Below are 13,240 nucleotides of genomic sequence, written 5' to 3'. Positions count from 1 at the left end.
GCCTCTTTATGTCTACTTAGATTGAATAGGCTAGAAAAAACCACCTAGAAGGATGCTTCTAAGTGGTTGTTCTTTATTTTCTTTTTTGGATGTGGCGGTCAATGGTGGCTACGATTTTACTCATGACATAGCTTACTTGGAGATTTCTCGCGACTAAAAAGCCCCAAAATCCTGCTATCAGATACTGCTCTGCCATCATCGCTTCATTAAAATAATAGGTTTCAATGGCGGTAAAGATCGCCATTAGGATTAGTTGTCGTTTGTTCATCAAGTTCTTTGGTTCTCTTTCTTCCTAGCTCAGTCCTCTTGGACAGTGATGGTATCCGCGAGAAATTCAAATCCATCTGGAATCAGGCTTTCTTCCCTTGCTTCTGGCTCCTGCTCTCCTTGCTTCTGGCTTCTGGCTTTAGCAGAAAATTCCGCCCGAATCTGGGTCCAATCCTCCATAGAAAGGGCTAAAATATCTGGCGAAAAGCCCGCTGCTCTACTGAGGAGATTGCCAAACATAGTATTGAGATTGTCGCGTTTCATGGTTTGTTCTGCATGAAAGGCGGACTCAAAGGCAAGGATGGCATGGCGTTCATTGGCTGCTACGGGCTGAGAGCCGATGAGCAGAGCCTTGTCTGGTCCTGCTAAACTCTCGATAATCTCACCCCAAGACTCTTGGAGACGGATGAGATTTTTCCGTGCTAGGTCTGGATTTTCCACGGCTTCCTGTAAGATAGCATAGACCTTGGAGCGGTCGACACGGTAGCCCTTGCTGGACTTGGTAGTGGCTGGAGTGGTGGCTGTTTTTTTGGCAATTGGTGCTGTCCCAAGCTGAGCTAACTCCTCCTTGAGGACTGCTATCTCTTTTTTCAGTTGCAGGATTTCATCTGCCAAGTCGTCCGAATGAGTAGAGGCTTCTTTCTTACTAGCCAGCTTGATGGTCATCATTTCGGTGTAAATCTTGGGCTGGAGACTCGTTTTAATCTCTCCTAGACTATCCGTCGCTTGGTCAATCATGCTAAAAATCCGCTCCTTGGGAGCTGAGAGATTTTCCTGAAAGATGTCACTGGTATGCGTATTTTCCCCACCTGTCTGCACGATTAGCAAGTCTCTCAGGTATTGGAGGAGGTCGGTCACAAAGCGAGCCATATTTTTCCCATTATCAAAGATGAGATTGAGCTGCTCCAGTGCCTGATTAGCTTCGTACTGAAGGAGAGCAGCGACATACTGATCGAGAGCAGCAAGGCTGATGGAGCCTGTCATCTCCTCAGCAATAGCGACACTAAGCGGTTGCCCTTGGGCTAAGCTGAGGGCTTGATCTAAGATAGACAGAGCATCGCGCATCCCGCCTTCGGCACGTCTTGCGACGAGAGAAAGTGCCTCATCTTCAAAGGCTAGACCTTCTGCCGCTAGGACAGTTGCCAAATGCTCCTCGATTGCCTTGGTCTTAATCGCCTTAAATTCAAAGCGTTGCAAGCGTGACAAAATGGTCGCAGGAATCTTGTGCAACTCAGTCGTAGCAAGGATAAAAACTACATTTTCCGTTGGCTCTTCCAAGGTTTTCAAGAGAGCATTGAAGGCCCCCGTCGAGAGCATGTGAACCTCGTCGATGATATAGACCTTGTGCTTAGCCATGCTGGGAGCATAGGTGGACTTGTCTCGGATATCGCGAATTTCATCGACACCGTTGTTGGATGCGGCGTCAATCTCAATGACATCCTCAAGGATCCCGTCTGTGATGGACTGGCAGATATAGCAGTCATTGCAGGGCTCACCTCCCACTTGGTTGGGGCAGTTCATGGCCTTGGCAAATATCTTTGCCGCACTGGTCTTTCCTGTCCCACGAGGTCCTGAAAACAGATAGGCATGGCTGATCTTGTCCTGCTCCACAGCCTGTTTGAGCGTTGTCGCAATCACGTCCTGCCCCACCATTTGTCCAAAGGTCTGGCTACGATACTTGCGATAGAGGGCTTGGTACATTAGCGATTTTCTCCAAACATTGAAAAGTCCCAGTGGGTCTTATCGAGCAAGATAGCAACAAAGCGTTCGAGATAAGCTTGATCCACATCATCATAGTCAGCTACTACGTGAGAATCAAGGTCCAAGACCCCAATCAGCTGACCATTTTTCACCATAGGCACGACAATCTCACTGCGGGCAGCCCCATCACAAGCGATATAGTTGGCATGCTCACGCACATCAGGGACAATCATGGTCTCTCGCTTCTCAGCTACTTCCCCACAAACTCCCTTCCCTAGCGGGATATGGACACAGGATACACCCCCTTGAAAAGGACCTAGGAGCAATTCTGTCCCGTCATACAAGTAAAAACCTGTAAAGACCGAATTAGGCAAGGCTTGTCTAAGCAGGGCACTGGCGTTGGAGAGGTTTGGCAGAGGATTGGTCTCCCCTTCTAACAAGGCCTCTAACTGGGCCAGGAGTAAGTCGTAATTGGATTGTTTTTCTTTTTCTTTCATGAGACTATTATAGCAAAATTTTTGATGATAGGCGAAGTTTCGCGCTAATTTTCTCGGAGAAATCCAAAAGATCGCCTTTTCTCCAACTGAAATAGAAGAGCTTTTCTTTCTCATACTCAGTCACAATAAACGTACTTTCTTAGATGGTTCGAACGTAAACTACCTATTTTTTTATGACTGTACTTTTCATCTGCCAAAAAATCATCTTATTTGGCTTACTTAACACACTTATATTTTTTATCAAGAATAAACAGATGTATATCAAATGGCTATTTTGAAATTACATGAATATAAGGACTTGTAGTCACACCATCACAAGCTCTTTCATACTCTATAACATAAACCGAATTTGTCATGATTTTACACATTCAACTTCCTAGGATGTTGACAAATCAATATCATCGGAGGTCGCTTTTATGAAATCATCACAAATCGCTCGTCTTTTGAAGGCATTATGACATTGTGAAGACAGGTTCCAAATACGAGATAGACTTCTAATAGACCTGCAAGCTTTTCATAAGATTTGCTTGCTAGCATGACTAGTAATAATCCTTCCACCTATATTTCTACTGGCAAGGGCAGGCTATTTGGTCATCTACATTCTAACAACCGAGCTTTCTGCCTAATACTCGTCAACAATCACTAAAATAGGAAAAGAAATAAAATTCATAACGAATAAACTGCTATAAAATATAGAATAAAACAATAAAAACCGAATGATGGTTTCTTAATCTCTTGTCAGAAAGTAGCATCATTCGATTTTTATCTTGTTTTGTCTCAAAAGACTTTTTCCTGCTTTATAGCAGACCTTCTAACAGGCCTTTCATAAAGTGTTCTGAGTTGAATTCGCCAATATCGTCAATCTTTTCCCCAAAACCGATAAGTTTGACTGGAATGTCCAACTCTTCGCGGATGGCTAGGACAACACCCCCACGCGCTGTCCCATCGATCTTGGTCAAGACAATTCCCGTCAGCGGAGTGATTTTTGAAAATTCCTTGACCTGCACTAAGGCATTTTGCCCTGTCGAAGCGTCAAGCGCCAAGAAGGTTTCATGCGGTGCTGTTTCGTCCACTCGCTTGATAATCCGACCGATTTTCTCCAATTCGGCCATCAGATTGTCCTTATTTTGCAGACGACCTGCGGTATCAATCAAGAGAATATCGACCTGCTCTGCCTTGGCACGCTCCATGCCGTCATAGACGACGCTGGCTGGGTCTGACTTTTCAGGGCCTGTCACGACCGGCACACCGACGCGATTGCCCCATTCCACTAGCTGGGCAACAGCTCCAGCCCTAAAGGTATCTGCGGCGACTAGCATGACTTTCTTGCCTTCGTTCTTGTATTTATAGGCTAATTTTCCAATGGAAGTGGTTTTCCCAACCCCATTAACCCCAACAAAGAGCATGACAGTCAAGTCGTCTTTTAGCTGGATTGTTTCCTTATAAGTGCCATCCTTTTCATAGAGATCGACCAATTTTTCAATGATAACCTGACGGAGCGCGTCTGGTTTTTTGGCATTTTCAAGCCGTGCTTCATAGCGCAATTCCTCAGTCAAACGAGAAGCGACCTGCACGCCCACATCACTCGTGATCAGGAGCTCTTCCAATTCCTCGAAAAATTCCTCATCCACCTTTCTGAAATTAGCAAAGAAGGCATTGAGTTTAGCACCAAATCCTTTCCGAGTCTTGCGCAAACTTCGGTCATACTTATCTTGCACCGTTTCTGGCTGGGTTTGAAACTCTGGCGTTTTTGAAGTACTTTCTTCCTCGAATTGCTCTGATTTTGCGGTTTCTGCAACGAGCGCGTCTGCTGACTTTTCTTGCTCAACCGGCTCTGGTTCGAAGGTGTTTTCAACTGAGGTGCTTTCATCCTCAAACAGCTCTGGTTTTGCAACTTCTGCAACAGGTGCGTCGGTTGATTTTTCTTGCTCAACTAGCTCTGGTTCGAAGGTGTTTTCAACTGAGGTGTCTAGCCCAGCTTCTTCTTTAGCCTTGTCATGTGCTGCGGCTAACCGAGCCTGCAAGTCTGCATAGTAAGCCTCTAAGGCAGACGCTGGTTGGTCTGAAGGCACTTCTTGGTGAGAAGAATTCTCTCTTTCGCTAGCAAGCTCAAAAGGTGTTTGAGCTGACATTTCAAGATTGGCATTGCTCTCAGAAGACGCTTGAATTGACGTTTCAAGATTGGTATTGCTCTCAGAAGATGCTTGGATTGACGTTTCAAGGTCAACATTGCTCTCAGAAGATGCTTGGATTGACGTTTCAAGGTCAGCATTGCTCGATGAGAGGTCTGCCTCTAGGGTCGTCTCAGGGAAGTCATTTCTTTCTTCCATCTCAACGACTTCAAGATTTTCTGAGTCTGCCAGGTTCTCATTTGAAATTTCTTGGCTCAAGACCTCTTCCGTCGCACTCGTCTCTTCTTTTTTTCTGCCAAATAAGCGATCAAATAAGCCCATTTTCTCCCTCCTTTAGTACATATTCTTTGATAGCCCAAGCAACAGCATCCTGGTCATTGGTCATTGGAGTGATGACCTTGGCTACTTCTTTGACTTCTTCCACAGCATTGCCCATAGCAACGCCAAGTCCTGCCCATTCAATCATGGAGAGATCATTGGCCTCATCCCCGCACGCCATGACCTGACTGCGGTCAATCCCTAGATGAGCAATCAATTTCTCTAAACCATTGGCCTTATGAACGTTTTTAGGCGACCATTCCAAGAGAATATCGCGGGATTTGAAAATCTCGTACTGGTCAAATAAATCCTTCGAAATCTTTTGCAGGCCTGCATCCACGATTTCTGGCGTATAAGCCGTTACACATTTGTTATAGGTCTGCTGGCTAGAAAGGTCTGCAAAGGCAACCTTTTCAAACTGCAAGGTTGGGTTGCAGGTGCTATACAGCGATTCTTGATCCGACTGGATCTGGTAAACAGTGCCCTCAGATATGGCATCAAGTGGCAAGCCCAAGCGCTCAGTTTCTGCAAAAATACGCGCCACATCGTCCTGTGAAAAAACTGTCTTGTCCAAAATTTCTCCGGTGTTGCGTTGCACCAAGCCTCCATTAAAGGTGATGGTGTATTCATCTGCTTGGTTGGCAAGCCCTAGCTCTGTCAAGAAAAATTCCATAGCTTTGAGCGGACGGCCTGTTGTTAGGACAATCTTCACCCCCTTCTCTTGGGCTGCTCTTAGCGCAGCAAGATTTTTTCGGGAAATCTGTTTCTCCGAATTCAACAAGGTTCCATCTAAATCCAAGGCAATCAATCGTATATCTGCCATTATAATCCCTCCATATAAGTGATGACCGACTGGGCATCGTGGTGGCCAATCACTTCCTTGGCCAAGTCTAAAATCTCTGGTCGTGCATTTTCAGGGGCAATGGGAAAGCCAACCACCTGCATCATGTGGTAATCGTTGAGATTGTCCCCAAAGGCGAGAACTTGCGAGAGAGAAATGCCCAAGGCTTCTGCTAACGCTGTAATTGCCACCCCCTTATCCACATGTTCAAGGACAATGTCAATCGAGGCATAGCCCGTTGTCATGGCTTTGACACCAGGCACATGCTCATTGACCCAAGCTTCCCCAGCTTCAAGCGTCTCTTGCGTAAAATTGGTTGTAAACTTAAAAATATCATCCGTAATATCCGCTAGACTAGCGACCATTTGGATATTTTCATTGTACTGGCGGCTAAAGGCCAGATAGGTCGGGTCAACCGTATCAAGCACATAGCAACCACGTTTGCCAGTCAAGAGCAATTGATTGACATCCACATACGGACAAGTTTTTAAGTGTTCAAAAGCTGTCAAGTAGAAATCCCTTGACATGGTAGCCTCGTACAAGCTTTTGCCACGATATTCGACTACACTGCCATTTTCAGCAATAAAAATCACGTCCTCTCGCACGTCATCAAAGAGTTTTTCCAAGGACAAAAGCCCACGGCCACTAGCGACGGCAAAGTAGATCCCCTTTTCTTTGAAGCCTTCAAGGACTGCCTTTAAACGCTTCCTATCAAACTGCCCCTTGCTGTCTAAGAAGGTGCCGTCCATGTCTGTTGCGACTAATTTTATATCCATACTACATACTTTCTAAGTCTTTTAATTTGACAGAGACAATTTTTGAAACTCCTGACTCCTGCATGGTCACGCCGTAAATCGAATCCGCGGCAGCCATGGTTCCTTTTCGGTGGGTCACCACGATAAACTGACTTTCCTTGTCAAAGCGATTGAGGTAATCGCCAAATCGTTTGACATTCGCTTCATCTAAGGCTGCTTCGACCTCATCCAAGATGACAAACGGAATGGTCTTGATCCGAATGATGGAAAAGAGCAGGGCTAAAGCCGACAAGGCTTTTTCTCCCCCACTCATGAGGTTGAGCGACTGGATTTTCTTACCCGGTGGCTGGACTGAGATTTCCACCCCTGCCTGAAGGAGATCGGTATCGGTCAAGAGCAAGTCTGCCCGACCGCCCCCAAACATCTGCTGAAAAGTCACTTTAAAAGACTCCCGAATGGCTTCAAAAGTTGCTTGAAAACGCTCCTTGACCTCCTCGTTCATCTCCTCAATGGTCTCGACCAAGAGGGTTTTCGCGGACAGGACATCAGCCTTTTGGGTGTTGAGAAAGGTCAGGCGACTATGGACTTCTTCAAACTGGGCAATCGCCTCCAGATTGACCGGGCCAAGGGTGCGAATCTGACGCTCCAAGTCTTTGACTTCCTGCTCTGCCTGCTCGAGATTTTCAAGTGCGTGTGCCTTCTCTGCAGCTGCAGCAAAGCTTTCTTGGTATTCTTCTGTCAGACGGCCATGCAAACGGCGGAGTTGCTCGATGATTTTTTCCTTTTCGGCCTCACTCTTGGCTTGGGCCCGGATCAGCTGGTCATTTTGCTGTCTGATCTGCTCAAATCGACTACTCAAATCCTCCAGCTGGCCTTCTAAATCCTCCAACTCCAAATCCAAGCGAACCTTGGTCTGCTTGAGCGTGGCCTCTTTTGTCATAGCCGTCTCCAGCTGCTCTGTCAAGAGAGGGATAGTCCTCTCCTTGCTTTCTTGGTCTGTCACTGTTACGGCCATCACCAGCTGCTCGATGTCTGCTTGATGAGCTGTGACCTCTGCCTTTAAACGAGCAAGGTCGGTCTGTTCATAACGCTCCTGGCTTAGCAATTCTGCCTTTTCTAGCCTGATGGCTGAAAGCTGGTGCTGAAGTGCTGATAAGCGCTCTTCTACCGCAGATTTATTGGACTTGACCTGATGAATGCTGGATTCTAGCTCTCCTTTTTCTGCCTGAATCTCTTCTAAGCGTTGCTCTAATTTAACTTTTTGGTTAGCTTCCTCGTCATGCTGCTGACTTGTCAACTCTTTTTCTTGCAAGTGCAACAAGGTCGTCAATTCTTCCAACTGTTGACCCGCTTGCTCATAAGCCAATCTTGCTTTTTGCTCTTCAAGTCGTGCCTCTTCGCCCCCTGTTTTGATTTCTTCTAAAAGGTGGCTGGCTTGGGTGACCAAGGTGTGGAGACTTTCGACTTCCTGCTCTTTTTCACTCAAGGCTGTTTGAATTTGCTGGATTTCCAGCTTTAAAGCATCCATTTCAGGCTTGATAAAAAGGGTCTGCTGATTGCGGTTGGCCCCACCAGCGTAGGAACCTCCTGTCCGCAACTCCGTCCCATCCAAGGTCACCATCCGCACTTGGTAACGCACCTGCACCGCAGCCTGTTTAGCATGCTCAATCGTATCAAAAATCGCGGTCGTTCCCAAAAGATTGTGAAAAATGCTCGTCAAACGCTCGTCAAATGTCACCAATTCGCTGGCCAAGCCCAAAAAGCCTTGACTGCCACGAATCTTCATCTCCTGATGGTCTACCAACGTCCGTGGCTTAATGGTCGTCAAGGGCAGAAAAGTCGCTCGTCCCGACCGATGTTTCTTTAGAAAATCAATGGCCCGTGTCGCCGCCCCTTCATCCTCAACGATAATATGCTGGCTACTTGCTCCCATGGCAATTTCCAGTGCCGTTTGGTAGCGCCAATCAAAGGTCAAATGCTCACTGACCGCGCCAATGATTCCTCCAAGCTGAGCCTTTTCCTGTAAAACAGCCTTGACCCCTGCATAGAAATTGCTATGATTTTTTTGAATCGCTTCCAAGCTATTGAAACGTGCCTGCCTGCTTTTTAGCTGGTCCATCTGGTCAAACATCGCTTGCTGGGCGGCTTGGTATTGCTGTTTTCGCTCCTCCAAGAGCTGCAGTTGTTTGCGGTAGTCCTCAAGTAAGCTCTTGACTGCCTGTGTGGCACTTTCTAGCTCTTCAGTTGCTTGCCTTTCTGCAGTCTCTGCTTTTGCGACCGCCTCTTTCAACCGTTGCCACTCGCCCTTTTTATGCTCGGATTCTTTCAAGTCATGCTCGATCTGGCTTGAAAGAGCGGTCAGACTATTGGAGACATCTGCTTCTTCTTGCAGAAGCGCGACAAACTTCTCCCGCAGTTGCTCGATGAGCTGATCAGGGTGCTCTGAAAAAGTCGCCAAATCCGCTTCGACTGTTTCAAGATTTTGCTGAACAGCCTTTACCTGCTCACGAATGCGCGAAAGATGCTCTTCTTTTTCTTGTCTTTCTTGCTCTGCTTGCTTTTCTTTCTCTCGCAGAATCTGTAAGCGTTCCTCCAATTCCTTACGGTTGGTCGCCGCCTGACTAGTCTCTAGCTGAGCAAGGTCAATCTGCCCCTTCAAATCACTAATCAAGCGCGTCAGCTCTAGCAAAGTCGCCTGATTCTCTGTCATTTGCGCTTGTAGTCTGTGTCGCTCTGCCTTCAAGGCTTGATTTTCCATCTCAAGCTGCTCTCGTTTTTGATAATACTGGGACAAATCCTCCTGCAACCTCAACAGCTCTTTATCCACAGCCTGCTCTTGCTGCTTATAAGCCCTAATCTGCGCAATCAAGACATCCAGATAAAGGGCTTTGCGCCGCTCGTCCAACTCTAAAAATCGCTGTGCTGTCTTTGCCTGCTTTTCCAAGGGCTGAATCTGAGCGTCCAATTCATAGATGATGTCTTCTAGCCGATCCAGATTGTCCTGGGTTTGGGCGAGTTTGCTCTCAGTTTCTTTGCGTCTGGTCTTGTATTTCAAAACCCCAGCTGCTTCTTCAAAAATCGCTCGGCGTTCCTCGGGCTTGCTGTTGAAAATCTCTTCAACTCGACCTTGGGAAATAATGGAAAAACTATCCCGTCCCAGCCCCGTATCCATAAATAAATCATGAATATCTCGCAGGCGGACCTTCTTACCATCAATCTTATACTCACTGTCTCCATTGCGGTAAATATGCCGCTCAACGCGGATTTCCTTTGCCGCCTCTTTGATGAACTGGTCTTGATTGTCCAAGACCACGGTCACCGCCGCATAATTCAGAGGCTTACGGTTTTCGGTCCCAGCAAAGATAACATCTGGCATCTTGCCCCCACGCAGACTCTTGACACTTGATTCCCCCAAGGCCCAACGCAGACTCTCCGTGATGTTTGACTTGCCAGAACCGTTGGGACCAACGACAGCTGTCACCCCACGGTCAAAGACCACCTTGGTCTTATCAGCAAAGGATTTAAAGCCTTGGATTTCAATTTCCTTTAAAAACATGAGCCAATCCTTTCTCGACCGCATTGCGGGCAGCCTCCTGCTCCGCCATTTTCTTGGAGCGTCCCTGACCTTGGCCGACCTGCTCTTGATTGACCAGAACAGCGACCTCAAATTCCTTGGCATGAGCAGGTCCGAATTCTTTGATGACTTGGTAGTGGATATCCACATCCCCATTGACCTGCAAGATTTCCTGAAGCTTGGTCTTATAGTCCGTCACCTTTTCATAATCTCCAGACTCCACCTTTGGAATGACCACTTGATAGAGAAAAGCCTTGACAGCTTCCACCCCCTTGTCCAACAAGAGAGCACCCAAAAAGGCCTCAAATAAATCTCCTAAAATCGTATTGCGGTACCGACCACCTGACTTCTCCTCGCCCTTACCAAGCTTGATAAAACGATCAAACTGACAAGCTCTGGCAAAGCCTGCCAAACTCTCCTCCCGCACAATCATGGAGCGTTGCTTGGACAAGTCTCCCTCAGGTTTTTGAGGATAGGCATGATAGAGATATTCTGAAATCAATAATTGCAGAACAGCGTCTCCTAAAAATTCCAAGCGTTCATTGTGTGAAATTTTTAAGAGGCGGTGTTCGTTGGCATAGCTGGTATGAGTAAAGGCCGTCTCTAGCAAACTCTCGTCCTGAAACCGAATTCCAAATTGCTCCTCTAGCATTTTTTGTACTACTTCCATTGTCATTTCCTTTCAATGTCAATAGTCCTATTATACCATAAAGACAAGGGGAGAACCAAATAATTCCCATAAAAGTCCAGAGCAAACACATGACAAAATGCACCTATTCTAATTTTTGATAAGTGCATTTGTTTAAAGTATTTCATAACTTCTTTGAAAAAAATAGTCATTTTTCTCTCGTTAACGACCTAATTGTACCCTAATTTTTCTAAATACTAACACCAAGGATTGAAAATAATATTTTCTTTATGCCTTTCTCGGGCATCATACTTAATGACAATCAAAGTTAACACTTTTGAACGTTTCTTAGATGGTTCAGACGTAAATGACCCTTTTTCTATTACCAGTCATTTCATTCATTAAAAAACATTCTATTTACTTCACACATCTGAATTTGTTTTATGGCAAAAAGTAATTAGAGATAAAGAGGTTATTTTTGAGATTTAATGAGCATAACCGTCTACTATCTGGGAGTGAGGCAAGAGTTCTTGCCTCTATTATTTTTGTAGCTTTAACAGTTTGACGCAGTAGTTGTCTGGTTTGTAGAAGAGACTGGCGAGCATTTCTTCGCTAGCTCTATTTCCAATCTTTCACAATTGAGAGTTGTGAAAGCTAGTCAACTTGCTGGGGAGGGCGAACCCAAAAATAAAGAAGTGAGATAAATCGATTGCTACGAAATCACGCTTGAGCCCCATTTCCCAAAAAGAGAGGCTGGAAAAATCCAACCTCTCTGATAAGTATTGATGAAATAGATTGCTGCCATGGGCTATCGCCCCTTGATTTGCTGGCCCCGTTTTACACTGTTGGGCATGGAACTTCTTTTGGAAAAGTTCCTTCTCATCCAGCTATTTCCCTAGGCAGAATTGGCTAAAGAGTTGGGTAATGAGTTCGTCTGGAGCTGCATCTCCCGTGATTTCTCCCAAGATTTCCCAGGTTCGTGTCAAATCTACCTGAACCAAGTCCACTGGCATGCCCAAGTCCAGCCCCTGATTTACCGCTTCCAAGCTCTCAATCGCCTGCTCAATCAAGGAAATATGGCGAGCGTTGGAAAGGTAGGTCGCATCCTGCTCCACCAAGCCTGCGTTTTCAAAGAAGAGTGCATTGATTCTCTCCTCGATATGATCAATATTTTGATTGTGAAGAACAGAGATTTCCAGCACATCTGCTGGCAATTCTGCCCGCTCAATCTGACTTGGCAAGTCCATCTTATTGAGCAGGACAATGCGGTTGCTGTCTTGGCTAATCGTCAAAAGCTGTCTATCTTGCTCCGTCAAAGGTTCACTGGCATTTAAAACTAAGAGCACCAAGTCTGCTTCTTGCAGGGCTTTTTTAGAACGCTCCACCCCAATCTTTTCGACCACATCATCTGTCTCACGAATACCCGCCGTATCAATAAGCTTGAGCGGCACCCCCTTGATATTGACATACTCTTCAATCACATCACGCGTCGTTCCCTCAATATCTGTCACAATCGCCTTGTCTTCTCGCAAGAGATTGTTTAACAAACTTGACTTTCCAACATTGGGCCGACCAATAATGGCCGTGGAAATCCCTTCACGCAAGATTTTCCCCCGCTTTGCAGTCGCCAGTAAACTCCGTAATAAAGCCTCAAAATCAGCTGTCTTTTCCCACAATAACTTTGTCGTCAGCTCTTCCACATCATCGTACTCTGGGTAATCAATATTGACCTCCACCTGTGCCAAGGTATTTAAAATTTCTTGCCGTGTCTCGTTGATGAGGGTTGACAAGGAGCCATCGAGCTGCTGCACCGCAATATTCATCGCCTTATCCGTCTTTGCTCGAATCAAATCCATAATGGCTTCAGCCTGGGTCAAATCCACTCGCCCATTTAAAAAGGCACGCTTGGTAAATTCTCCTGGTTCTGCCATTCTCGCACCTTCGCGAATCGCGAGCTGCAAGATTTCATTGGTCACTGCAATCCCGCCATGGGTGTTAATCTCAATCACATCCTCACGGGTAAAGGTCTTAGGAGAACGCATAGCCCCCACCATGACCTCATCTAAGACTTGCTGCGTCCGCGGGTCCACAATATGCCCATAATTTAAAGAGTGGCTAGCAACCTCTGCTAAATTTTTTCCCTTAAATATCTTTTGGGCAATGGCAAAACTCTCTGTCCCAGACAAGCGAACAATCCCAATCGCCCCCTCACCAAGCGGCGTTGAAATCGCAACAATCGTATCAAATTCCTTGGTAATCATCTCGTTCCTCTCTTCATTTTATCATCTTCTATACATTAGTGTACCATTATCTAGACCAAAAGTCCCTCTCTTAGCCTGACGAATTTTGAATATCCAAAAAACCAGCACCTTCTTTCGAAGATACTGGTTTTCCGGCAAGGTACTCTATTTTTCTTGCTCAGCCTTGCGTCGTCTTTCTGGATGGCGCCAATATCTGCGACCACAGATAGCGCTACAAAAAGTTGTTCGTTTATCCAAGTTTCCTTGGATGGTTGTTACTACACGAC

Annotated in this window: 10 protein-coding genes; all 10 read right to left on the bottom strand. The window is 46.0% G+C overall.

Going from position 1 to position 13,240, the window contains the following annotated elements; genetic code table 11:
• Positions 1–73 precede the first annotated feature (73 nt).
• Positions 74–268: a DUF3272 family protein gene (locus BFM96_RS06310; protein WP_068991792.1), complete on the bottom strand. Its 195-nt coding sequence runs from the start codon at positions 266–268 to the stop codon at positions 74–76.
• Between the two features lie 29 nt (positions 269–297).
• On the bottom strand, positions 298–1,968 hold the full coding sequence (gene dnaX / locus BFM96_RS06305) for a DNA polymerase III subunit gamma/tau (protein ID WP_068991789.1): 1,671 nt from the start codon (positions 1,966–1,968) through the stop codon (positions 298–300).
• Positions 1,968–2,465: a GAF domain-containing protein gene (locus BFM96_RS06300; protein ID WP_068994218.1), complete on the bottom strand. Its 498-nt coding sequence runs from the start codon at positions 2,463–2,465 to the stop codon at positions 1,968–1,970. The genes dnaX and BFM96_RS06300 overlap by 1 nt, the downstream gene beginning before the upstream one ends.
• Before the next feature lie 414 nt (positions 2,466–2,879).
• Positions 2,880–3,023, bottom strand: a complete 144-nt coding sequence (locus tag BFM96_RS11225) for a hypothetical protein (protein WP_188595269.1) — start codon at positions 3,021–3,023, stop codon at positions 2,880–2,882.
• 239 nt (positions 3,024–3,262) lie between these two features.
• Entirely contained in the window at positions 3,263–4,918 is a 1,656-nt protein-coding gene (gene ftsY, locus BFM96_RS06295) for a signal recognition particle-docking protein FtsY (protein WP_068991787.1), read from the bottom strand.
• Positions 4,905–5,738 (bottom strand): Cof-type HAD-IIB family hydrolase, encoded by an 834-nt coding sequence (locus BFM96_RS06290; protein WP_068991783.1) that lies wholly within the window; start codon positions 5,736–5,738, stop codon positions 4,905–4,907. Before BFM96_RS06290 ends, ftsY begins: the two co-directional genes overlap by 14 nt.
• On the bottom strand, positions 5,738–6,532 hold the full coding sequence (locus BFM96_RS06285) for a Cof-type HAD-IIB family hydrolase (protein WP_068991782.1): 795 nt from the start codon (positions 6,530–6,532) through the stop codon (positions 5,738–5,740). Before BFM96_RS06285 ends, BFM96_RS06290 begins: the two co-directional genes overlap by 1 nt.
• Before the next feature lies 1 nt (position 6,533).
• Positions 6,534–10,067, bottom strand: a complete 3,534-nt coding sequence (gene smc / locus BFM96_RS06280) for a chromosome segregation protein SMC (RefSeq protein WP_068991779.1) — start codon at positions 10,065–10,067, stop codon at positions 6,534–6,536.
• Complete coding sequence (rnc, locus tag BFM96_RS06275) at positions 10,048–10,755, bottom strand: ribonuclease III (protein WP_068991777.1); 708 nt, start codon at positions 10,753–10,755, stop codon at positions 10,048–10,050. Before rnc ends, smc begins: the two co-directional genes overlap by 20 nt.
• A gap of 845 nt (positions 10,756–11,600) precedes the next feature.
• Entirely contained in the window at positions 11,601–12,974 is a 1,374-nt protein-coding gene (mnmE, locus tag BFM96_RS06270) for a tRNA uridine-5-carboxymethylaminomethyl(34) synthesis GTPase MnmE (protein WP_068991772.1), read from the bottom strand.
• Positions 12,975–13,240: the final 266 nt, after the last annotated feature.

The sequence above is a fragment of the Streptococcus himalayensis genome (genome assembly GCF_001708305.1).
Classification (GTDB): Bacteria; Bacillota; Bacilli; order Lactobacillales; family Streptococcaceae; genus Streptococcus; species Streptococcus himalayensis.
The sequence above is the reverse complement of the archived record's forward strand: the minus strand, read 5'-3'. Positions and strand labels throughout refer to the sequence as shown.

Bases quoted from the DNA above. Each gene is read 5' to 3' on its own strand.
- BFM96_RS06285 (WP_068991782.1), bottom strand. From the start codon at position 6,532: ATGGATATAAAATTAGTCGCAACAGACATGGACGGCACCTTCTTAGAC.
- BFM96_RS06290 (WP_068991783.1), bottom strand. From the start codon at position 5,738: ATGGCAGATATACGATTGATTGCCTTGGATTTAGATGGAACCTTGTTG.
- BFM96_RS06300 (WP_068994218.1), bottom strand. From the start codon at position 2,465: ATGAAAGAAAAAGAAAAACAATCCAATTACGACTTACTCCTGGCCCAG.
- mnmE (WP_068991772.1), bottom strand. From the start codon at position 12,974: ATGATTACCAAGGAATTTGATACGATTGTTGCGATTTCAACGCCGCTT.
- BFM96_RS06310 (WP_068991792.1), bottom strand. From the start codon at position 268: ATGAACAAACGACAACTAATCCTAATGGCGATCTTTACCGCCATTGAA.
- rnc (WP_068991777.1), bottom strand. From the start codon at position 10,755: ATGGAAGTAGTACAAAAAATGCTAGAGGAGCAATTTGGAATTCGGTTT.
- dnaX (WP_068991789.1), bottom strand. From the start codon at position 1,968: ATGTACCAAGCCCTCTATCGCAAGTATCGTAGCCAGACCTTTGGACAA.
- smc (WP_068991779.1), bottom strand. From the start codon at position 10,067: ATGTTTTTAAAGGAAATTGAAATCCAAGGCTTTAAATCCTTTGCTGAT.
- ftsY (WP_068991787.1), bottom strand. From the start codon at position 4,918: ATGGGCTTATTTGATCGCTTATTTGGCAGAAAAAAAGAAGAGACGAGT.